Genomic DNA, 19,160 nt, shown 5'->3' on the forward strand with positions numbered 1-19,160 from the left:
GGCTGTTGAACCTCGCGCCGCGATGCGGCACACTCGCCCGTAGAAAAGGAAAGGTGCCGCCATGCCCAAGTATAACAGGACTTTCGACCTCACCCTCAATGACATCGAACTTCTGGAGGCGGCCCTGCGGGTGGTCGAACGCGATCTGTCTTTGGGCCGCGAAGGGGCCCGTGCGCTGCTGCCTGCGGCGCAAGGCGAAGACCACACAAGTGATATCGTGGAATTGCTGGGGCGGCTTCACAACCAAAAAGAATTCTATCGCCCCAATAACGGGCCTTATGTCAGCGGCTAACCCGCGGCATTGACGGCAGCGGCCACACGCATACGGCCCCCCAATTCCGGCGCAGGGCGTCCGGATCGGCGCGAAGCCTGACGATCATACCCAAGGCACGCCCCTAACTATTTTTGCGCGACCCGTTGCTCTTGGCCGTGCGTGCTGCGCATGATCGCGCAGCACAAAACGGGAGCACACATATGGCCGAGCCATCATATCTGGACACACCCCAAGGACGGCGCATCGCCTATCATTTGACCACGGGCGAAGGGCCGTGCGTGGTCTTCCTTGGCGGGCTGAAATCCGACATGGAGGGGACAAAAGCCATCCATCTGGAGGATTGGGCCCGCGCCACGGGCCGCGCCTTTTTGCGGTTCGACTATTCCGGCCACGGCCAATCCTCCGGCACGTTCGAGGAAGGCAGCATCGGCGATTGGCACGAAGACACGCTCGCCGCCATTGACGCGCTGACCGAGGGGCCAATCATCCCCGTAGGTTCGTCCATGGGCGGGTGGCAGTCGCTGTTGCTGGCACGTGCGCGGCCAGAGCGTCTGGCGGGGCTTGTCACCATCGCCGCCGCCCCCGATTTCACCGAAGACGGCTGGTGGGCGGGCTTTGACGCCGCGCAAAAGGCGCAGCTGGAGGCGGAGGGACGGGTCGAGTTGCCCTCGGACTACATGGAACCTTATGTGGTTACAAAACGCATGGTCGAGGATGGCCGCACCCATCTGGTGCTGCGCGACGCGCTGGAGCTGCCTGTGTCGGTTCGCATGTTGCAAGGCACCGCAGACACCGCCGTGAGCGTCCCCACCGCGACCCGACTGCTTGGTCATATCAGCAGCCCTGACGCGCAATTGCTACTGGTCAAAGACGCCGATCACCGCTTTTCCGATGCATTGTGCCTTGGCCTGATTGAACGCGCCGTGCAGGACGTCAGCGGATAAAGCACGCGGGGGGCAGCCTTATGTGGTGCAAAGCGCGGGCGTTCGGGCGCATGTGATCCGGCGCTGATCGTGCATCGCCTGCGCAAATGGATGAGAGGGTGGCCGAAATCAACACGCGGACAAAAAGGAGCCGTACCCATGGAACAACGCATCAGTTTGATCACGCTTGGCGTGCGCGACATGCAGGGCATCGCCGCCTTTTACGAGGCGCTGGGCTGGACCCGTGTCGAGACACAAGACGGAGTCGTGGCCTTTGATCTGATCGGGCAGACTCTGGGCTTGTACCCGCTGGAAAAACTGGCCGAAGACATCGGCCTAAGCGTGGAGGACATGGGGCGCGGTGCCGCGACCTTTTCGTATAACGTGCGCGACAAGGCGGATGTGGCCACGGTACTGGACGCCGCGCAAGCGGCGGGCGGGCGTATCCTGCGGGCGGCCTCCGACGTGTTCTGGGGCGGTCACATCGGATATTTTGCAGACCCCGAAGGCACCATATGGGAGGTCGCCCACAACCCCTATTCCGCGCTGGCCGACGACGGCAGCTTTCGCTGGAACGGCCACTGATGCGCACCCCCGCCAGCATGTGGAGCCTTGAGACACTGGGCCGCGTGCGCCTGTCCAAACATTTCTACATGCGGGATTTCCTGATGAGCGAGATCAGCGCATTCCACGGCATCCCCAACATCCCCGACCTACCCGATCTGGCGATTGAACGGGGCCGCGCGTTATGTACCCAACTGCTTGACCCGCTAGAGGAAACCTTTGGCCGCATCGCCATCCGGTCGGGCTACCGCTCGGCCACGCTGAATACTTTTGGAAACGAGAACAAGCTCAATTGCGCGCGCAGCGACAACCCGATTGAATGCCACATCTGGGATTGGGACGGGCCGCCCATCGCGGGCACGTCACTGGTGATCCCGTGGTTCGCCGACCAATACGAACAGGGGCGCGACTGGCGTGATCTGGCGTGGTGGGTCCACGACCATCTGCCCTATTCCGAGATGTGGTTCTTTCCCAAACTCTGTGCGTTCAACCTTGCGTGGCGGCCCGAGCCCCAGCGCACGATCAGCAGCTATATCGCGCCGCGTGGCATGTTGCTGCGGGCAGGTGCGCAGCCTGCCGAAGATCGCGCCACCCGTGCGCGACGCTATGCCGATTTCCCGCCGTTTCGCGGTATTGCCTACCCCTGAGGGCTTGCACGCGGGCGCGCATCACTGCATGCATGCCACAGCGTTCAAGAGTGAGAGTTCCCCGATGAAAGAGCCGCTGGTTTTACTGCCGGGCATGATGTGTGATGCGCGCCTGTTCGGCCCGCAAATCGCCGAGCTGTCAAGCGAGACCGCCGTGACCGTCGCCCCCGTGACCAAGGGCGAGCGGATTGAGGAGATTGCTTCGGGGTTGTTGGACATTTTGCCGAAACGCTTTGCGCTGGCAGGGGCGGCGATGGGCGGTGTGGTCGCGATGGAGATCCTGCGCCGCGCACCTGACCGTGTCAGCCGCATCGCGCTGATGGATACGCACCCGCTGGCCGAAACACCTGTGGTTGCCGCCAACCGCGAGCCGCAGATCGTCAAGGTCCGCTCGGGGCGGTTCGCGGATGTTTTGCGCGATCAAATCCCTGCTTCTGCCCTGGCCCCCGGCGCGTATAGAAGCGAAGTGCTTGCGCTGGTCGAGGACATGGGCCGCACCTTGGGGCCGGATACCTTTGTGCGCCAGTCGCGGGCAATGCAGCGCCGCAAGGACCAGCAAGGCACGCTGCGCCGCTGCAAAGTGCCTGCGCTGATCCTGTGCGGTGCCTATGACACCATCAATCCGGTCAAGCGCCATGAATTTATGGCCGAGCTGATTCCCTATGCCCACCTACAAGTGATGGAGCAGTCGGGCCACCTGCCCACGCTGGAGCAACCAGACGAGACGACAGCCGCGCTGCGCAATTGGATGACGCAGCCTTACGTGCTGCAATAACGCAGGTAGGGGGGGAGGCGCACCAAGCGGGCGCTTTGCCCCTGCAGAAGGCAGGGTAGACCGCGCCCTTCACCCCGTGCGGGGAAAGGGCGCAGCATTCAAACCAATCAAGCGGTTGATTGCTTCTTTTTGGCTGCTTTGCCTTTGGCAATCTCTTTCTGGCGGAACGCGGGTGGCACGCGGGCCTCGTGATCGTCGATGAAATCAAGGACAAGCGGGCGGATATTCGTGCGCCAGCTTTTGCCCGCAAAGATACCGTAGTGGCCTGCGCCGTCTTCGACGTGGCTGGCCTTCTGATCGTCCGGCACATTGCTGCACAGGTCAAGCGCCGCAATACACTGGCCGGGGGCCGAGATGTCGTCCTTGCTGCCTTCTACGGTCATCACGGCGACGGTGGTGATCTTGCCCATGTCCACCTTTTTGCCGTTCACGACGAACTCATTCGCTGCGATTTCACCGTTTTTGAAAATGCGGTCCACGGTCGACAGGTAGAATTCGGCGGGCATGTCCATCACGGCGAGGTATTCGTCGTAAAATTTGTTGTGCTTGTCATGCTCATGCGCCTCGCCTTGGGCGACACGCTGGATCTGCCCCATAAACGCGTCCTTATGCGTGTCCGCATTCATCGAAATAAACGAGCTGAGCTGCAACAAGCCGGGATAAACCTTGCGGCCCACGCCCGCGTATTTAAAGCCGACGCGCTGGATCATAAACTGTTCAAGCTGGCCCATTGTGACCGAGTGGCCAAAGTCTGTCACCTCGGTCGGGGCGGCGCTGGGATCAATCGGGCCGCCGATAAGCGTGAGCGTGCTGGGCTGCGCGTCGGGGTCTTCTTCGGCCAGATAGGCCGTTGCCGCCAAGGTCAGCGGGGCGGGTTGGCACACAGCAATGACATGCAGGTCGCTGCCAAGGTGGCGCATGTAGTCGACCAGATGCATGGTGTAGTCTTCGATGTCGAATTTGCCCGCACTGACAGGGATGTCACGCGCATTGTGCCAGTCGGTGATATACAGATCACAGTCGGGCAGCAGGCTGATCACGGTCGAGCGCAGCAGCGTCGCGTAATGGCCCGACATGGGGGCAACCAGCAAAACCTTGCGGCGCTTTTCCGTGCGCCCTTGCACGCGGAAGTGCAAAAGATCGCCGAATTCGCCCTTGATCTCAATTTCTTCTGTGACCATGCGGTCCGTCCCGCTGGCGCCAACGAAAGGGGGGATGTTCCAGTCGGGTTTGACCACCATGCGGCTGAAAGTACGCTCTGTGACCTCGCCCCACGCGCTCATCCATTGCATCGCGGGGTTGGGGAACATAGAAAAGGCAGGGTAGGAGGCCATCGCAAGGGTTGACGCGCCGAGCCACTGGTTGGTGTTTCGGATCGTTTCCATTAAATCGTAAGATGCCATGTAACGCATTGCGGTGCTCCTGAAAAATGACCCAACGCGGTTGGGTGCATCGGCTGTCGCACGCCCCGAAAGAGGGCGGCTGACGAAAATGCTGCAGGTGCAACATAGGGGGGAATGGTTAAGATGACAACTAAATCTACGGATGGTGGTGAACAGGGCGCGGAATCTCTGGCCCGAATGACCGAGAACCTGAACAAGGTGGACGCCCTGCGCGACCGGCTCACGCATATTCTGGCCACGCGCAATACGCATCAGGCGGCATTGGATGGCCCCAGTCAGGAGCTTTTTTCGAAGGCGGCAAAAGCCTATGTGCACGAGGCGATGCACAACCCCGCCAAAGTGATCGAACACCAACTGGCCTTCTGGTCCAAATCCGTCACCCATTTTGTCGAGGCGCAGCAGGCGCTGGCCAAAGGCACGCTGAGCGCGCCCGAAGACCGTACCGCCACCGACCGCCGCTTTGCCAATCCGATGTGGCAGCAACACCCCTATTTCAACTTCGTCAAACAGCAGTACCTGATGAACGCCGAGGCGATCGCGCAGGCGGTTGAAGACGTCGAGGACATGGCCCCGCACGAAAAGCAGCGCCTGCGCTACTTCTCGCGGCAGATCATCGACCTGATGAGCCCCACCAACTTTCTGGCGACGAACCCCGACGCGCTGCAACGCGCTGTAGATACCGAGGGCGAGAGCCTGATCAAAGGGCTGGAAAACCTGATCGGCGATCTGGAGGCCAACAACGGCGAGCTGATCGTGCGACTCGCGGATGAGGACGCTTTCGAGCTGGGCGGTAACATCGCCACCACGCCCGGCAAAGTCGTGTTCCGCAACCGCATGTTCGAGTTGATCCAGTTCACCCCCACCACCAAAAAGGTGCATACCACGCCGCTGGTCGTCTTTCCGCCGTGGATCAATAAATACTATATTCTAGACCTCAAGGCGCAGAACTCGTTTGTGAAATGGGTCGTCGATCAGGGCTATACCCTGTTCATGGTGTCATGGGTGAACCCCGACAGCAGCTACCGCGATGTCGGCATGGAGGACTATATCGAAGACGGCTACGTCGCGGCGTTCAACGAGGTCAAGGCGATCACAGGGCAGGATCAGGTCAACGCCGTGGGGTACTGCATCGCGGGCACCACGCTTAGCCTGACGCTGAGCCTGCTCAAGCAGCGCGGCGATACTTCGGTGAAATCCGCAACTTTCTTTACCGCGCTGACCGATTTCTCCGATCAGGGAGAGTTCCAGCCCTTCCTTACCGATGATTTCATCGACGGGATCGAGGCAGAGACCGCCGATAAGGGCATCTTGCCCTCGATCGTGATGGCGCGGACGTTCTCGTTTTTGCGCTCGAACGATCTGGTCTACGGGCCTGCGGTCAAAAGCTATATGATGGGCGAGACGCCGCCCGCCTTTGACCTGTTGTACTGGAACGGGGACGGGGCGAACCTGCCTGCCAAGATGGCCATGCAGTATCTGCGCGGGTTGTGCCAGCGCAACGAATTGGCCGAAGGCGGATATGATCTGTGCGGGCATCATCTTGTGCTGGACGAGGTCGATATCCCGCTCTGCGCCATTGCTTGCGAAACGGATCACATCGCGCCGTGGAAAGACAGCTTTCGCGGGGTGCAAAAAATGGGCAGCACCGACAAGACCTTTATCATGACCCAGTCGGGCCATATCGCGGGCATCGTCAATCCGCCCTCCAAAGGGAAATACGGCCACTATACCAACGACGATCTGTCGCTTGAGTATAGCGACTGGCTTGCGGGTGCTGCGTTTACCGAAGGGTCGTGGTGGCCGCGGTGGGAAAGCTGGCTTGATGCGCGATCGGGCGAGATGATTCCCGCACGTATTCCGGGTGCGGACGGTCGGGTTATTTTGGGCGATGCACCCGGAAGTTACGTTGCCGTAAAGGCAAGGGGCTGATTTCAAACGTGGTTTACCCATGGTAATGTAAAATGCTGCATTGCAGAATAAGCCTTGCAATGCCGCGCTGCAGCATGTATATCTCCTTGCAGACGCAGAAAGCTGGATGAGCCAGGCGGATGCGATCCTTTGATAAAATGCAAGGAATTATGACAATGGCAACTGCAACAACACCCGACATGACCACAATGCTCAAAGACATGATGGGCGCATTCCCCGTCGACACATCCTCTATGGAAGCGTCTTTCAAAACCTCCGCCACGCTGAGCGAAAAACTGTCCGGCGTAGCGCTGACAGCTGTTGAGAAATCCACCGAGATTTCCTCCAAGTGGACAAAAGACACTGTCGCGAAACTGTCCGACATGTCCAAAGCAAAATCCGAGCCTGCTGACTACGCAAAAGCGATGACCGATTTCGCATCTGCCTACTCAGAAGCGGCGGCCGAGCACATGGCGTCTTTCGCCGAAGTTGCGAAAAAAGTTCAGATGGAAACAGTTGAACTGATGATGGCCGCAGGCAAAGACATGTCCGACGAAGCCACAGCCGTCATGACAAAAGCCGGCGACGACGTAAAAGCCGCTGCCAAAAAAGCGACAACAAAATAAGTCAGGCCTAGGGCCAGACTTCGCACTCTTTACCGAGTGGGAAAATGAGGGGTGGGCTGCTTGCAGCTCACCCTTTCTTTTTGCGCATGCAGCGTCTAGGCTGCAACGCAGCACAAGGTCTGGGAGGAATGTGAGTGGCTGAGACGGGCAAACCCCTTCTGATTAAACGATACGCCAGCCGGCGGCTCTATAATACAGAGACAAGCGATTACGTGACGCTGGAAGATATCGCAGGCTTCATCCGTGATGGCCGTGAGGTCCAGATTGTTGATCTGAAATCCGGTGACGATCTGACGCGGCAGTATCTGTTGCAGATCATTGCCGAACACGAAAGCCGCGGCGAGAGCGTTCTGCCTGTTGCAGTCCTCAACGATCTGGTGCGCAGTTACATGACGGGCAAGGTCAGTGTTGTGCCCGAATTCTTGCAGCAGTCGTTTTCGATGCTGCGCGACGGGCAGGCGAAGGTCATGGAGAACATGAATTCCATGAACCCGCTGGCGAGCATGCCCGGATTTGACGCGATGCAAGCGCAGCAAGAGGCGTTCATAAAGGCAATGACGGGCGGTGTTGCCGGCGGGTGGCCAGGTGCCAAACCCGCGGAGCCTGCGGCCGAGGCTGCGCAAAGCACGGAAGATCTGGATGCGATCAAGCGGCAGTTGGCTGAATTGCAAGAGAAGCTTTCGAAGCTGAAGTAGTTTTTCGACGTTTCGGGAATTTGATTTGGGCGGGCCGCTGGGTCCGCCTTTTTCGTTTGGGGGTGGTTGTGGTGTGGATAGGGGGACAGCCCCCTTTGACCCAAGGGCAAATTCCCCCAAAGGATTTAAGGCCAGAAAAATAGGCGCGTGTCAGACGCCGAGGCGGTCGCGCAGGCTGTACCATGTCATGGCGAGGGCGAGCATGGGCGAGCGCATTGCGGGACCGCCCGGAAACGGAGAGGTGGGAAGGGCTGCGAGCGTGTCGAAGCCGTCTGTGTCACCCGCAATTGCTTGAGCCATAAGTTGTCCTGCGTGGGTGGCGGTCCCAACGCCATGCCCCGAATACCCCGATGCCGACAGGATGTTATTTGTGCGCATCAGATAGGGCAGGCGCTTCATCGTGATGCCAAGCGTGCCGCCCCATGCGTAGTCGATTTTCACGTCTTTGAGGTGTGGGAAGATTTGGGTCATCGGGCCGCGCACTTTGGCGGCAATGTCGCTGGGGAAGCGGTAGCCGTAGCTTTCGCCGCCGCCGAACAGCAGGCGGCCATCGGGTGAGCGGCGGAAGTAATTCACGACAAAGCGGCTGTCGGCGACGGCGACATCGCGGGGCAGCACATCGGCCATCCGGTCGCCCAAGGGTTCGGTTGCGATGATGAAGTTGTTGATGGGCATGACGCGGGCCGCCACGCGGCGGTTGAGACCGCCAAGGTAGCCGTTGCAGGCGAGGATGACGTGGTTTGCCTGCACATGGCCTGCATCTGTGCGCACGGTTGCGGGCGTGCCTTCGTCGATGTGGTGCACGGCACTGCGTTCGTGGATGCGGACACCTGCGGCTTTGGCTGCACGGGCCAGACCAAGAGCGTAGCGCAACGGGTGCAGATGTGCGGCGTCCGTATCTAGGATGCCGCCGAGGTAGTCGGGGGAGGGGCAGACGTCTTGCAGGGCGGCGTGGTCCAGTGTTTCGATGTGGGCGTAGCCGTATTTTTGGTCCAAATGCGCGGCATATTTGTGCAGGTGGCGCGTGTCGGCCTTGGTTGACGCGGTCCATGCCACGCCAGGTTTGAGCTGACAGTCGATGGCGTGCTCGGCGATGAGGGATTTGACGAGGGCCTTGGCGTCTTCGGCGAGGTCCCAGAGTTTGGCTGCTTCGGGATCGCCGACCAGCGCCTCCAGCGCGTCCTGTTCCATCCGCTGGCCCGAGCCCAATTGCCCGCCGTTGCGCCCTGATGCGCCAAAGCCCACACGTTGCGCATCCAGCAGCACCACATCGCGGCCCATTTGTGCCAGATGCAGCGCGGCAGACAGGCCCGTGTAGCCCGCGCCAATGATGCAAACGTCTGCCTTTTGTGCGCCGCGCAGTGGCTCGGACAGGGGCAGGGGCGTGGCAGTCGCGGCGTACCAGCTGGGCGGATAGTTGCCCGCTTTGTCGTTGGCGTAGAGAAGGTTCATACGTTCAGCAGCAAATGCTCGCGCTCCCATGGCGAGATGACTTGCAGGAACTCTTCGTATTCCGCCTCTTTGACGATACCGTAAACGCGGGCAAAGTCGGGGCCGAGGATTTCGTGCAGGGCGGTCGCCTCGTTAAAGCGGCGCAGGGCTTCGCCCATGGTCCGCGGGATGTCGCCGTCGCCGTCATAGGCATCGCCTTTGTATTCGGGGGCGGGTTGCAGCCCTTCCTTGAGGCCAAGATACCCGCAGGCCAGCGAGGCGGCGATGCCCAGATAGGGGTTGCAGTCCATGCCCGCCAGACGGTTTTCAACCCGCCGCGCCGCGGCGCTGGACAAGGGGACGCGAATGCCTGTTGTGCGGTTGTCGCGGCCCCATTCAAGGTTGATGGGGGCGGCGTGGTCTTTGACGTAGCGGCGATAGCTGTTGACGTAGGGTGCAAACACGGCCAGCGCGTTCGGCATGTGACTTTGCAGCCCCGCGATAAAGTGCATGAAGGCGGGTGTTTCGCTGCCGTCTTCGGCTGAAAAGATGTTGGCACCAGTCTGCGTGTCCAGCACCGAGTGGTGAATATGCATGGCCGAACCCGGCTCGTCCTCGATCGGTTTGGCCATGAAGGTGGCATAGCAATCGTGGCGCAACGCCGCCTCGCGGATCAGGCGTTTGAAGTAAAACACCTCGTCCGCCAGTTTGACGGGGTCGCCGTGCAACAAGTTAATTTCCAGCTGGCCTGCGCCGCCTTCCTGGGTAATGCCGTCGATCTCGAACCCCTGCGCTTCGGCGAAATCATAGATGTCGTCGATCACGGGGCCGAATTCATCCACGGCCGTCATGGAATAGGCCTGCCGTGCGGCGGCGGGCCTGCCGGAGCGGCCCATCATCGGCTTGATCGCCTGCGCGGGGTCAAGGTTGCGCGCGGTCAGGAAGAACTCCATCTCGGGGGCGACAACGGGTTCCCAGCCACTGGCGCGGTAGAGGTCCACCACACGTTTGAGGACATTGCGCGGGCTGTATTCGACCACATTTCCGTTGCGGTCAAAGGCGTCATGGATGACTTGCAGCGTCCAGTCGGCGGTCCACGGGGCAGCCGTGGCGGTGGACATGTCGGGGCGCAGGATCATGTCTTTTTCGATGAAGCCTTCATCGCCTGCGGCCTCGCCCCAATTGCCGGTGATGGTCTGGTAAAAGATGCTGTCGGGCAGGTGGAACATATCCTGACGGGCGAATTTCGATGCAGGCACCGCCTTGCCGCGTGCAATGCCGGGCAGGTCGGGGATGATGCATTCGACCTCGTCCAGACGTCTGCCATCCAGATAGAGTTTCGCCGCCTCGGGTAGGCTGTCTTTCCAGTCGGCCATCAGGCCCTCGCTTTCCTCTTGAAAAAATTCACCATTTGAGTGGCAATTTGCGCGTTGTCATTGGGTAGGGTCAGATCGGCGCTGGCCGATGCCAGCTTTGCATCGGGCACCACACCTTTGCCGCGGTGGCGGATCAGCCCGTCAATAAAATCCGATCCGAACTCAGGGTGCGGTTGCAGCGTCCAGATGTGATCGCCGTAGGCCAGCATTGCGTTGGCGCAAAAATCGGAGCTGCCCACAACCTGTGCGCCCTCGGGCAGGGCGAGCACTTGGTCCTGATGCCATGCGTTCAGCACAACGGGCGCGCCGTCCATGGTGTATTCTGTGCGGCCCACGGACCATCCGCCGTCGAATTTCTCGACCTTGCCGCCCAAAGCTTGCGCGATAATCTGGTGGCCAAAGCACACGCCGATCATCGGCTTGCCGCTGGCGCGGATGTCGCGGATCAGCTCTTCGAGCGGGGGGATCCAGTCGTGGTCCTCATAAGCGCCATGTTTGGAGCCGGTGATGAGCCAACCATCCGCGTCCTGCGTGCCCTCAGGAAACGCGCCATCCACGACCGAGAATGTTTCGAACTCGAACCCGTGCCCGTCCAGCAGGGCGGTGAAGCGGTCCGAGTAGGTGCCGTGGTCTTCCAGCATCTCTTCGGGGGAGTGGCCTGTTTGTAGAATGCCGATTTTCATAGCTTACACCGTATCCAGATAAATTTCGACCTGCTCTGCGGGGCTTAGGTCGGCCATCGCCTCAAGCTCCTGACGTTTGGTCAGCACAAAGTTGCGGATCAGGTCGGGCGCAAAGATGCGGGCGATGGCGGGGTCATTCTCGAACGCGTCAATCGCGGTAGCCCATGTGTGCGGGATCTGCGGCAGATCGGCGGCATAGGCGTTGCCGGTGATCGGGGCGGGCGGCTCTGCCGCGTCCTCGATCCCGTTGATCGCGGCCCCCAGCACGGCGGCGAGCATCAGATAGGGGTTCACGTCGCCCCCCGATACGCGGTGTTCGATCCGCCGCGCCTTGTGCGACCCTGACGGGATGCGGATGGCCGAGGTGCGGTTCTCATAAGCCCAGCTGATGCCCGTGGGCGCGTGGCTTCCGGGGATCATCCTGTCAAAGCTGTTGGCATGCGGCGCAAAGACCAGCGCCGAGCCTGCCATCGCCTGCATACAGCCCGCAACGGCGTGGCGCATGGTGTCGGTGCCTTCCGGTCCGCCATTGTCGAATACGTTGTTCCCGTCCGCATCCAGCACCGAGAAATGCGTGTGAAGGCCAGAGCCCGCGTAATCCTTGTACGGTTTCGCCATGAAACTGGCCGCAAACCCGTGCCGCCGCGCGAGGCCCCGCACCAGCATCTTGAACAGCCACGCATCGTCGGCGGCACGCAGGGCATCGTCGCAATGCATCATGTTGATCTCGAACTGGCCCAATCCCGCTTCGGAGATGGCCGTGTCGGCGGGAATGTCCATTTCCTCGCAGGCGTCATAAAGATCGGTAAAGAACTCGTCGAACTGGTCGAGCGCCCGAATGCTGAGCGTTTCCGCGCCCTTGCGCCGCTTGCCCGAGCGGGGGCTCTCGGGGATTTGCAGCTTGCGACCACTGTCGTCGATCAGGAAAAACTCCAGCTCGACCGCGCAAACAGGGGTAAGGCCGCGGGCCTTGAACCGCTCCAGCACAGCGCGCAGGGCATGGCGGGGGTCGCCGTCGTAGGGGCGGCCATCCTCATGGAACATCCAGATCGGCAGCAAGGCAGTGGGCGCGTCGAGCCACGGCATCGGCATAAAGCCACGCTCGGTCGGTTTCAGCACACCGTCACGGTCGCCGCTCTCGAAGACCAGCGGGCTGTCTTCGATGTCTTCGCCCCAAATGTCGAGGTTGAGAACAGAAAACGGGAACCGCGTGCCCTCTTGGGTGATCTTGTCGGCAAAGCGCGTGGGAATACGTTTGCCCCGCGGCACGCCATTCAGGTCAGCGGCGGCCACACGGATGGTGCGGACGGTCGGGTTTTTACGAAGCCAGTTATGCATATATCACCATTAAGGGGGCTGTCAGTCGGCGGGCAAATCCACGCCCTATGTCCAGCACCACGGAATTTGATCAAATTCTACTACCTGATCAGATTAGGGCGCAAGCGCAATTTTTGGCGCCGCTCTTGGGGCAGGTGGCGGTTAAGGCGCTTGTTTGCCAATCCGAACACGCCGATCACCACCAGCGTGAGCAGGATGAAGTAGCCCGCGAGGATCGGGTAGGGGATGAACGGGTTGAACGTTTTGTCGGCAAAATAGCTGGCGTAATACAGCGCATCACCGCGCTGCTGCCATGCAGGAAAGCTGGAAATATAGACCAGCGTGGTGGCGTGAAACAGAAAGATCGCCTCGTTCGTGTAGGCAGGCCAGGCAAGGCGCATCATGGTGGGCCAGATCACGCGTTTGAACCGCGCCCAGCCCGTCAGGCCATAGGCGTCTGCCGCCTCCACATCGCCTTTTGGAATGGATTGCAGCGCGCCATAGAAAATCTCGGCCGAGTAGGCGGAGGTGTTGCAAAACAACACGATCAACGCGCCCAGCCATGCAGAGGTGAACGGATCAAAGAAAGGGACGCTCGATTTAAGGCTGAGGAAGACGAAATAGGCAAAGAAGAACTGGATGAACAGCGGCGAGCCACGGAAGACAAAGATAAACCATTCGGCAGGTTTGCGCAAAATGCGGCGCGGGCTGGCCTTGCCCAGTGCCAGCAAGGTGGCGGCAAAGAATCCCAGCGCCAGCGCGGTCATCCCGAAATACACGTTCCAGATCATGCCCGACCCGATCAGCGTGACCTGTTCACACAGGGTGAAATCCTCCCGCGGGAGGAGGCGTTCGCCGATGCCGACCGCCCGCAGGGCGTAATCCTGAATGGTCTGAATACACGACATTACGCCAGCTTCCTTTGCGCTTCTCCGCCCGTGGTGGCCTGACCACGGGTCAGGCGCGTCATGGCGCGGTCAATCACCAGCTCTGACACGCGGGTGAAGGCGAGGTAAAACACCAAGAGCGCCAGAAAATACCACATCCGCCAGTCGGCATGGGGGTAGTCGGTAAAGCGCGGTGTTTTTGAGCCGCCCAGCTCGCGCGCCCAATAGACAATGTCCTCGACCCCCAGCAGAAACAACAGCGGCGTGGCCTTGATCAGCACCATCCAAAGGTTGCCCAGTCCTGGCAGGGCATAGACCCACATCTGCGGCACCAACACGCGGCGGAAAATCTGGCGCGGAGACATGCCGTAGGCCTCCGCCGTCTCCAACTGCGCACGCGGCACGGCGCGCATGGCCCCAAACAGTACGTTGGCCGCAAAAGCGCCGAACACGATGGCAAAGGTCAGCACGGCAATGGCAAAGCCATAGGTTTCATGCACCCATTGCGGCGCAGTGCCGAGTGGCATCTTGGCGGCGGCACATACAATAAAATCATTGCCTTGGCGGATCGGTTCTTCCCACGCGGGGCACAGCGCCTTGTGGCGCAGGTACTCAATCCCTTGATCCAGCGCGATCACAAAGAACAAAAAGAACGCAATATCGGGGATGCCGCGCACAATGGCGATATAGGTCTTCCCGATCCAGCGCAGCGGCGCAATCTGCGACCGCGCAGCCGAGGCACCGGCAAAGCCGAAAGCAAGGGCGGCAGGCGCCGTAATCGCCAGCAAAGTCAGCACCGTCAGCACAGACCAATAGAGGTTCATGTGCTTGCCCGTCGTCAGGTAGCAACTGAACCAGCGCAGGCTGTCAAGTTGGGAAGGGTCGGTGCAGAACTGGAACATTCGGGGTGTCTCTTGTTGTCGCCCTTCACTGTCGGCAAAGGGGGCGTCTTGTCAACCACATGCGGCTTGGGCAGGGTGGGGGAAAAGGAGCAATCCATGCCATCATCCTCTCCCTCCGTGATCGTAATCGGCGCGGGCATCATCGGAGCGGCTGCCGCTTTGGCGCTGCAATCGGCGGGCGCGCAGGTCCGTGTGGTGGACGCGGGGGGCGAGACGGCGACCGACGCATCATTCGGGTGGATCAACGCCAGCTTTCACCACGATGCTGCGCATTACCGCCTGCGGGCAGAGGGCATTGCCGCGTGGCGGCGGTTGTCGGCGCAGATGTCGCTGCCGCTGACGTGGCAGGGCACCCTGTGTTGGGAGGAAACAGGCGCAGCCTTTGACGCGCAACGTGAGGCGCTACAGGCACTTGGCTACGCCGTTCAAGAGGTCGACCGCACCGAGTTTTCCAGACTTGAGCCGCATATCGCCACCCCGCCCGCGCGGGCGTTGCACTTCACCACCGAAGCCGCAGCCGACAGTCCACACGTAGCCCGCAGCCTGCTGGCCGAGGCGGTTAAACGCGGCGCGCAGCACTTGCGCGGCTTTCGGGTGGAAGGGTTCGAACAGTCAGCAGACCGCATCACAGGACTGCGCACGCCAGTAGGCACCTTGCACGCGGATCATGTTCTGATCGCCGCAGGCACAGGCAGCGAGGCACTGATGCAAATGGCAGGCACGCCCATGCCGATGCTGCACCGGCCTGCGTTGGTCGTGCGCACACGGCCCGTGCGACCGGTGCTGGCCCATATCCTTGTGTCCGAATTTGGCGAGCTGCGGCAGCTGGCCGATGGTAGTTTGCTCATGCCTGCGGCGGTGAACCATCAGGCCGATGCGTCGGAAAACGTGCCGGACGATCCGCAGGCTACGGCGGCGCAGGTGCTGACGCGGCTGTCATCGCTGCTGCCTGATCTGGCGCTTGATTGGGCCGAATTGACGCTGGCGCATCGTCCCGTGCCACAAGACGGGTTGCCCGTCATCGGCGCTGTGCGCGAGGGGCTGTATGTGGCGACGATGCATTCGGGCATCACGCTGGCGGCTGTTGCGGGGGAAATGGTGGCGCAGGAAATGCTGCGCGGTGTGTCCAACACGACGGCTGCGTTGTTGGAGCCGTATCGCCCTGCGCGTCTGTAGGGCGGGGGGGATGAGCGGGCCGCGTCCGGCCCGCTCTGGTCGTTCTATCAGATCAGAATTGCTCTGCTTCTGGCAGCCATTTGGCCAACAGTGCATTGAGCGAGCCATCCGCTTTCATGGACTGGATCGCTACGTTGAACTTCTCGCGCAGTTCACCGTCGCTTTCGCGGATGCCAAGGCCGATGCCGCCACCCAGCAGTTCGTTCTGCGCCAGCAGTTGCAGGTCTGCTTCGGCTTCGGCGATGGGCGCGAGGAAGGATTTATCGGCCAATACCGCGTCTGCTTCGCCGTTTTTCACGGCAGCAACAGTTTCTTCGGGTGTTGCGAATTCGACCAATGTCGCGCCGTCCATGGAGGCAATGTGGGACGCCTGAATGGTGCCTGTCTGCGCTGCGATCACGGCGGATTTCAGATCAATCTCGCCCATAGCAAGGTAGGAGGACGGATCGGGCAGGGTGTAGGCCTCGGAGAAGTCGATGACTTCGTCACGCTCGTCGGTGATGGACATGCCCGCGATGATCACGTCGTAGTTGCCGGAGACGAGGTTGGGGATGATGCTGTCCCACTCGTTTGTGACCCATTCGCAGGTCAGTTCGGCGCGTTTGCACAGCTCGTCGCCGACTTCACGCTCGAACCCGTCAACTTCGCCCGCATCGTTGAGGAAGTTATAGGGGGGGTAGGCGCCCTCGGTGCCCATGCGGATGGTTTTGGCGTGGCCGTCAGCCAATGCCATGCCCGCGGTCAGGGCCAATGCGGATGTCGCAAGGATCAGGTTTTTCATTGTGGTATCTCCCTTTGGTGTACCGTTTACTTTGTTTATGCGGCGTGGGTCGCAGACAGGAACCCGCGCAGTCGCTCTGATTTGGGCGCGCCGAACAGCGTGTCGGGGTGCCCTTGTTCTTCGATCAGCCCTTGGTGCAGGAACACAACCGTGTCCGACACATCTGCGGCCAGTTTCATATCATGCGTCACGATCATCATCGTGCGCCCCTCGGCGGCGAGGTCTTTGATGACCTTGACCACCTCTTGTTCCAACTCGGGGTCCAGCGCCGAGGTCGGCTCGTCAAACAGCAGCGCCTCCGGCTCCATGCACAAGGCACGCGCAATGGCGGCGCGTTGCTGTTGCCCGCCTGACAGTTGCGCGGGATAGACGTCGCATTTGTCGCCGATGCCCACTTTGTCGAGGTATTCGCGTGCGGCCGTCTCAACCTCGGCGCGGTCACGGCCCAGCACGGTCACGGGGGCCTCCATCACATTCTCGAGGATGCTCATATGCGCCCAGAGGTTGAACTGCTGGAACACCATGCTCAGGTTGGTGCGGATGCGCAGGACCTGTTTGGCATCCGCTGGGCGGCGGGCGTGGGCATTGCCCTTCCATGTCACAGGCTCACCCTTGAACAGGACATCGCCCTGCTGGCTGTCCTCCAGCAGATTACAGCAGCGCAGCAGCGTTGATTTGCCGGACCCCGACGACCCGATGAGCGAGATAACGTGCCCCTTCGGGGCCGCGATGTTGATGCCCTTGAGAACCTCCAACGCGCCGTAGGCTTTGTGCAGGTTCCGGATTTCGATCACTGGGGTGTCTGATGTCACGTGGGGCCGCCGTTTTTCTATATCGCACGGAATATGACGCGAGAATCGTCTTGAACGCAATGATCAAAGGCGGCTTCTTGCCCTTGGGTCAGCCTTCGACGCGTTTACGGGCTTGGGCGCTGTCCATATCGGTGATGCCAAGCAAATTGGCCACCAACCGCAAAAGCGCATCTTCTTCCTTGGCGCGCGTACCATCGGCCAGCACGACCTGCCACAGCGCCTCGATCACGGCGAGACGGTCATCGTAGGCCACGCAATCTTTGATCGCGCGGGTAAAGCGGACGGTGTCGGGGGCCTCGGTCTCCAGCTCTTCTGCACGGGCAAGCAGATCGTCGCGGTCGGTATCGTCAAGGCCGTAGCGGGCGGCGATGATGCTTTGAATGCGCGACCGCTCTGCCGCGCTGTAGTCGTTGTCGGACCGTGCAACCCGCACCAAAAGCGCCGTCAGCGCAAGGCGGGCATCTGTTTCAGCAAGCGGTTCAGGGGCGGGCGCCGTCAGGCGTTTCAGGAAATCAGCAAACATGAGGGTAACCTATGGCAACGGCACGGGATTACAATTGTCCCAGCGCATTTTTGCGGGCTGCTGCAATGTCTTCATTGCTCAGCCCCAAAGCGGTTTCAATCGCCAGCAGCTGCACCTCTTCATCCTCGTCGCGGTGGCCATCGGCCATGGCAACGGCCCACATCGCATGTCCCAGCGTCTTGCGGTCTTCATATGCGATCTCTTCGCGCAGGATCCTGGTGAATTCGGGCGTGCCGGGGGCGTCGCGCTCCAGCGCCTCGCATTCGGCACGCAGTTTCGCGGCCTCGATCGGGCCAAGGCCGAATGTGGCGGCCAGCGTTTTGTCGATCTGCGCGACTTCAGCGGCAAGATATTGTTTGTTGGCCAAAGCAACCCGCACCAGAAGTGCGCCCAAGGCCAGTTGGGCGTTGGGTTGTGGCAAAGGTTTACGGGCGGGCGCGCGGCGCGGGAAAAGACGTTCTAACATGGGGAAAAGTTTAGCTGAGATCGGGCAGCTTGCCAAACCGAATTGTATCAATGGCAATGCCTTGTGGATCGGTGTTGATGACCACTACGCCCGCAATCTCGGCAAGGCCCCGCGCGTGGATAAACCCAAAGGCGAATTCGCCCACCGGTGACACCGGAACATGCGCCAAAACGCTGCCGTCACGGCGCAGAAACAAGACCCGCGCCTGTCCGTCCTCGCCGCCCCGCACATCAAGGGAGAGCGCGGATTGATCACGGTCAAACAGGATCGCAATCGCGCCTTCGCCCTGCGCATCACGTTTGGGAAAACCCGCGTGGCCATAGCCGTTCAGCACGGTCAGCCCCATGAAATTCACCACCGACAGGTTCTGCCCCTCGGGGCCTGTCTCCAGCGTCAGCGGACCGTAGGCCGCGCCCTCAACCGCGTCATGCGTGCCGCGCGTGGCAATGCGTTGCCCCGCGAAATGCTGCCCGAATCGCGCACCCTCCAGCGCCAGCACATCGTCCACGGGGTAACCGGGGCCATAGCCTGCGCGGGTCTCGTCAAAGGTGATAACATCGGGCAAGACAAGGTCGTCGGGATCGACCAGACAAACGGCAGCCCCGCAGGCAAAGGCGGGCAGGGGCAGCAGGGCGGGTATGAGGGCTGCAAGGAGTCTCATCCCCGCAGCATAGCATAGTTACCCGTCGTAGCCTTCAACAATTATCAAACTGCCGTCCGACACGGTCATGCGGATGTCTTTGGCATTCTGGTAGCCCGGGCTTTCATAGCAGGCGACCGCATCGGCATAGCTGGGAAATTCGATGACCACAGTGCGCCCGTGCGCGGTGCCTTCGCGCACCTGCTGGGTGCCGCCGCGCACCATGAATTTAGCACCGAAATCGGCAAACGGTTTGGCATTTGCGGCGCGGTATTTTTCATAAACCTGCGCGTCGCGCACATCCATGTTCCCGATCCAGTATCCCTTTTTCGTCATGTGGTTCTCCCCCAA

General features: G+C 60.8%; 22 protein-coding genes. 9 read left to right on the forward strand and 13 right to left on the reverse strand.

Going from position 1 to position 19,160, the window contains the following annotated elements; all coding sequences use genetic code 11:
* Positions 1-61 precede the first annotated feature (61 nt).
* The 5 genes from ABMC88_RS05965 (at position 62) to ABMC88_RS05985 (ending at position 3,183) form a co-directional block, all read left to right on the forward strand.
* Positions 62-292, forward strand: coding sequence for a hypothetical protein (locus ABMC88_RS05965; RefSeq protein WP_349575923.1), 231 nt, complete (start codon positions 62-64; stop codon positions 290-292).
* A 182-nt stretch (positions 293-474) separates the two neighbouring features.
* Complete coding sequence (locus ABMC88_RS05970) at positions 475-1,218, forward strand: alpha/beta fold hydrolase (RefSeq protein WP_349575924.1); 744 nt, start codon at positions 475-477, stop codon at positions 1,216-1,218.
* Between the two features lie 138 nt (positions 1,219-1,356).
* The gene (locus tag ABMC88_RS05975) at positions 1,357-1,782 is read left to right on the forward strand and encodes a VOC family protein (RefSeq protein ID WP_349575925.1); all 426 of its coding nucleotides are present in this window, start codon (positions 1,357-1,359) and stop codon (positions 1,780-1,782) included.
* A gap of 17 nt (positions 1,783-1,799) precedes the next feature.
* Positions 1,800-2,408, forward strand: coding sequence for a hypothetical protein (locus ABMC88_RS05980; protein ID WP_349576142.1), 609 nt, complete (start codon positions 1,800-1,802; stop codon positions 2,406-2,408).
* 64 nt (positions 2,409-2,472) lie between these two features.
* Positions 2,473-3,183, forward strand: coding sequence for an alpha/beta fold hydrolase (locus ABMC88_RS05985; RefSeq protein WP_349575926.1), 711 nt, complete (start codon positions 2,473-2,475; stop codon positions 3,181-3,183).
* 107 nt (positions 3,184-3,290) lie between these two features.
* On the opposite strand, the gene phaZ is transcribed toward ABMC88_RS05985, so the two are convergent.
* Positions 3,291-4,595, reverse strand: coding sequence for a polyhydroxyalkanoate depolymerase (phaZ, locus tag ABMC88_RS05990; protein ID WP_349575927.1), 1,305 nt, complete (start codon positions 4,593-4,595; stop codon positions 3,291-3,293).
* 114 nt (positions 4,596-4,709) lie between these two features.
* On the opposite strand from phaZ, the gene ABMC88_RS05995 reads away from it, so the two are divergent.
* From ABMC88_RS05995 to phaR, 3 genes are all read left to right on the forward strand, one after another.
* Entirely contained in the window at positions 4,710-6,515 is a 1,806-nt protein-coding gene (locus ABMC88_RS05995) for a PHA/PHB synthase family protein (RefSeq protein WP_349575928.1), read from the forward strand.
* A 155-nt stretch (positions 6,516-6,670) separates the two neighbouring features.
* Positions 6,671-7,120 (forward strand): phasin family protein, encoded by a 450-nt coding sequence (locus ABMC88_RS06000; protein ID WP_349575929.1) that lies wholly within the window; start codon positions 6,671-6,673, stop codon positions 7,118-7,120.
* Positions 7,121-7,254: 134 nt separating this feature from the next.
* A complete protein-coding gene (gene phaR / locus ABMC88_RS06005; RefSeq protein ID WP_349575930.1) occupies positions 7,255-7,815 on the forward strand; it encodes a polyhydroxyalkanoate synthesis repressor PhaR in 561 nt (186 codons plus the stop codon).
* A gap of 150 nt (positions 7,816-7,965) precedes the next feature.
* Here the strand turns inward: phaR and ABMC88_RS06010 are convergent, their stop codons facing one another.
* The 6 genes from ABMC88_RS06010 to ABMC88_RS06035 all read right to left on the reverse strand — a co-directional run bounded on the left by ABMC88_RS06010 (position 7,966) and on the right by ABMC88_RS06035 (position 14,411).
* Positions 7,966-9,267, reverse strand: a complete 1,302-nt coding sequence (locus ABMC88_RS06010) for an NAD(P)/FAD-dependent oxidoreductase (RefSeq protein ID WP_349575931.1) — start codon at positions 9,265-9,267, stop codon at positions 7,966-7,968.
* Positions 9,264-10,622, reverse strand: a complete 1,359-nt coding sequence (locus ABMC88_RS06015) for a glutamine synthetase family protein (RefSeq protein WP_349575932.1) — start codon at positions 10,620-10,622, stop codon at positions 9,264-9,266. Before ABMC88_RS06015 ends, ABMC88_RS06010 begins: the two co-directional genes overlap by 4 nt.
* Positions 10,622-11,305 carry a type 1 glutamine amidotransferase gene (locus tag ABMC88_RS06020; RefSeq protein WP_349575933.1) on the reverse strand — a complete coding sequence of 228 codons (684 nt, stop codon included), beginning with the start codon at positions 11,303-11,305 and terminating at the stop codon, positions 10,622-10,624. Before ABMC88_RS06020 ends, ABMC88_RS06015 begins: the two co-directional genes overlap by 1 nt.
* Before the next feature lie 3 nt (positions 11,306-11,308).
* Entirely contained in the window at positions 11,309-12,643 is a 1,335-nt protein-coding gene (locus tag ABMC88_RS06025; protein ID WP_349575934.1) for a glutamine synthetase family protein, read from the reverse strand.
* 80 nt (positions 12,644-12,723) lie between these two features.
* Positions 12,724-13,530 carry an ABC transporter permease gene (locus ABMC88_RS06030; protein WP_349575935.1) on the reverse strand — a complete coding sequence of 269 codons (807 nt, stop codon included), beginning with the start codon at positions 13,528-13,530 and terminating at the stop codon, positions 12,724-12,726.
* Positions 13,530-14,411 carry an ABC transporter permease gene (locus ABMC88_RS06035; RefSeq protein WP_349575936.1) on the reverse strand — a complete coding sequence of 294 codons (882 nt, stop codon included), beginning with the start codon at positions 14,409-14,411 and terminating at the stop codon, positions 13,530-13,532. Before ABMC88_RS06035 ends, ABMC88_RS06030 begins: the two co-directional genes overlap by 1 nt.
* Positions 14,412-14,507: 96 nt before the next feature.
* On the opposite strand from ABMC88_RS06035, the gene ABMC88_RS06040 reads away from it, so the two are divergent.
* The gene (locus ABMC88_RS06040) at positions 14,508-15,587 is read left to right on the forward strand and encodes an NAD(P)/FAD-dependent oxidoreductase (protein ID WP_349575937.1); all 1,080 of its coding nucleotides are present in this window, start codon (positions 14,508-14,510) and stop codon (positions 15,585-15,587) included.
* A 52-nt stretch (positions 15,588-15,639) separates the two neighbouring features.
* Here the strand turns inward: ABMC88_RS06040 and ABMC88_RS06045 are convergent, their stop codons facing one another.
* The 6 genes from ABMC88_RS06045 to ABMC88_RS06070 all read right to left on the reverse strand — a co-directional run bounded on the left by ABMC88_RS06045 (position 15,640) and on the right by ABMC88_RS06070 (position 19,145).
* Positions 15,640-16,368 (reverse strand): transporter substrate-binding domain-containing protein, encoded by a 729-nt coding sequence (locus ABMC88_RS06045; protein WP_349575938.1) that lies wholly within the window; start codon positions 16,366-16,368, stop codon positions 15,640-15,642.
* Positions 16,369-16,403: 35 nt separating this feature from the next.
* Positions 16,404-17,180 (reverse strand): ABC transporter ATP-binding protein, encoded by a 777-nt coding sequence (locus ABMC88_RS06050; protein ID WP_349575939.1) that lies wholly within the window; start codon positions 17,178-17,180, stop codon positions 16,404-16,406.
* 88 nt (positions 17,181-17,268) lie between these two features.
* Positions 17,269-17,703, reverse strand: a complete 435-nt coding sequence (locus ABMC88_RS06055; protein ID WP_349575940.1) for a tellurite resistance TerB family protein — start codon at positions 17,701-17,703, stop codon at positions 17,269-17,271.
* A gap of 28 nt (positions 17,704-17,731) precedes the next feature.
* On the reverse strand, positions 17,732-18,169 hold the full coding sequence (locus ABMC88_RS06060) for a tellurite resistance TerB family protein (RefSeq protein WP_349575941.1): 438 nt from the start codon (positions 18,167-18,169) through the stop codon (positions 17,732-17,734).
* A gap of 10 nt (positions 18,170-18,179) precedes the next feature.
* Positions 18,180-18,830, reverse strand: coding sequence for a hypothetical protein (locus tag ABMC88_RS06065; RefSeq protein WP_349575942.1), 651 nt, complete (start codon positions 18,828-18,830; stop codon positions 18,180-18,182).
* 18 nt (positions 18,831-18,848) lie between these two features.
* Complete coding sequence (locus ABMC88_RS06070; RefSeq protein ID WP_349575943.1) at positions 18,849-19,145, reverse strand: DUF1330 domain-containing protein; 297 nt, start codon at positions 19,143-19,145, stop codon at positions 18,849-18,851.
* Between the last annotated feature and the right edge of the window lie 15 nt (positions 19,146-19,160).

Origin of the sequence: Sulfitobacter aquimarinus (assembly GCF_040149565.1) — a bacterium.
Taxonomy (GTDB): Bacteria; Pseudomonadota; Alphaproteobacteria; order Rhodobacterales; family Rhodobacteraceae; genus Sulfitobacter; species Sulfitobacter aquimarinus.

Excerpts from the sequence above, each read along its gene's own strand:
- phaZ (WP_349575927.1), bottom strand. The coding sequence starts at position 4,595 with ATGCGTTACATGGCATCTTACGATTTAATGGAAACGATCCGAAACACC.
- ABMC88_RS05980 (WP_349576142.1), top strand. The coding sequence starts at position 1,800 with ATGTGGAGCCTTGAGACACTGGGCCGCGTGCGCCTGTCCAAACATTTC.
- ABMC88_RS05985 (WP_349575926.1), top strand. The coding sequence starts at position 2,473 with ATGAAAGAGCCGCTGGTTTTACTGCCGGGCATGATGTGTGATGCGCGC.
- ABMC88_RS06010 (WP_349575931.1), bottom strand. The coding sequence starts at position 9,267 with ATGAACCTTCTCTACGCCAACGACAAAGCGGGCAACTATCCGCCCAGC.
- ABMC88_RS06060 (WP_349575941.1), bottom strand. The coding sequence starts at position 18,169 with ATGTTAGAACGTCTTTTCCCGCGCCGCGCGCCCGCCCGTAAACCTTTG.
- ABMC88_RS06065 (WP_349575942.1), bottom strand. The coding sequence starts at position 18,830 with ATGAGACTCCTTGCAGCCCTCATACCCGCCCTGCTGCCCCTGCCCGCC.
- ABMC88_RS06030 (WP_349575935.1), bottom strand. The coding sequence starts at position 13,530 with ATGTCGTGTATTCAGACCATTCAGGATTACGCCCTGCGGGCGGTCGGC.
- ABMC88_RS06035 (WP_349575936.1), bottom strand. The coding sequence starts at position 14,411 with ATGTTCCAGTTCTGCACCGACCCTTCCCAACTTGACAGCCTGCGCTGG.
- ABMC88_RS05975 (WP_349575925.1), top strand. The coding sequence starts at position 1,357 with ATGGAACAACGCATCAGTTTGATCACGCTTGGCGTGCGCGACATGCAG.
- ABMC88_RS06070 (WP_349575943.1), bottom strand. The coding sequence starts at position 19,145 with ATGACGAAAAAGGGATACTGGATCGGGAACATGGATGTGCGCGACGCG.
- ABMC88_RS06045 (WP_349575938.1), bottom strand. The coding sequence starts at position 16,368 with ATGAAAAACCTGATCCTTGCGACATCCGCATTGGCCCTGACCGCGGGC.
- ABMC88_RS06040 (WP_349575937.1), top strand. The coding sequence starts at position 14,508 with ATGCCATCATCCTCTCCCTCCGTGATCGTAATCGGCGCGGGCATCATC.
- ABMC88_RS05965 (WP_349575923.1), top strand. The coding sequence starts at position 62 with ATGCCCAAGTATAACAGGACTTTCGACCTCACCCTCAATGACATCGAA.
- ABMC88_RS06015 (WP_349575932.1), bottom strand. The coding sequence starts at position 10,622 with ATGGCCGACTGGAAAGACAGCCTACCCGAGGCGGCGAAACTCTATCTG.
- ABMC88_RS06055 (WP_349575940.1), bottom strand. The coding sequence starts at position 17,703 with ATGTTTGCTGATTTCCTGAAACGCCTGACGGCGCCCGCCCCTGAACCG.
- ABMC88_RS06020 (WP_349575933.1), bottom strand. The coding sequence starts at position 11,305 with ATGAAAATCGGCATTCTACAAACAGGCCACTCCCCCGAAGAGATGCTG.
- ABMC88_RS06025 (WP_349575934.1), bottom strand. The coding sequence starts at position 12,643 with ATGCATAACTGGCTTCGTAAAAACCCGACCGTCCGCACCATCCGTGTG.
- ABMC88_RS05970 (WP_349575924.1), top strand. The coding sequence starts at position 475 with ATGGCCGAGCCATCATATCTGGACACACCCCAAGGACGGCGCATCGCC.
- ABMC88_RS05995 (WP_349575928.1), top strand. The coding sequence starts at position 4,710 with ATGACAACTAAATCTACGGATGGTGGTGAACAGGGCGCGGAATCTCTG.
- ABMC88_RS06000 (WP_349575929.1), top strand. The coding sequence starts at position 6,671 with ATGGCAACTGCAACAACACCCGACATGACCACAATGCTCAAAGACATG.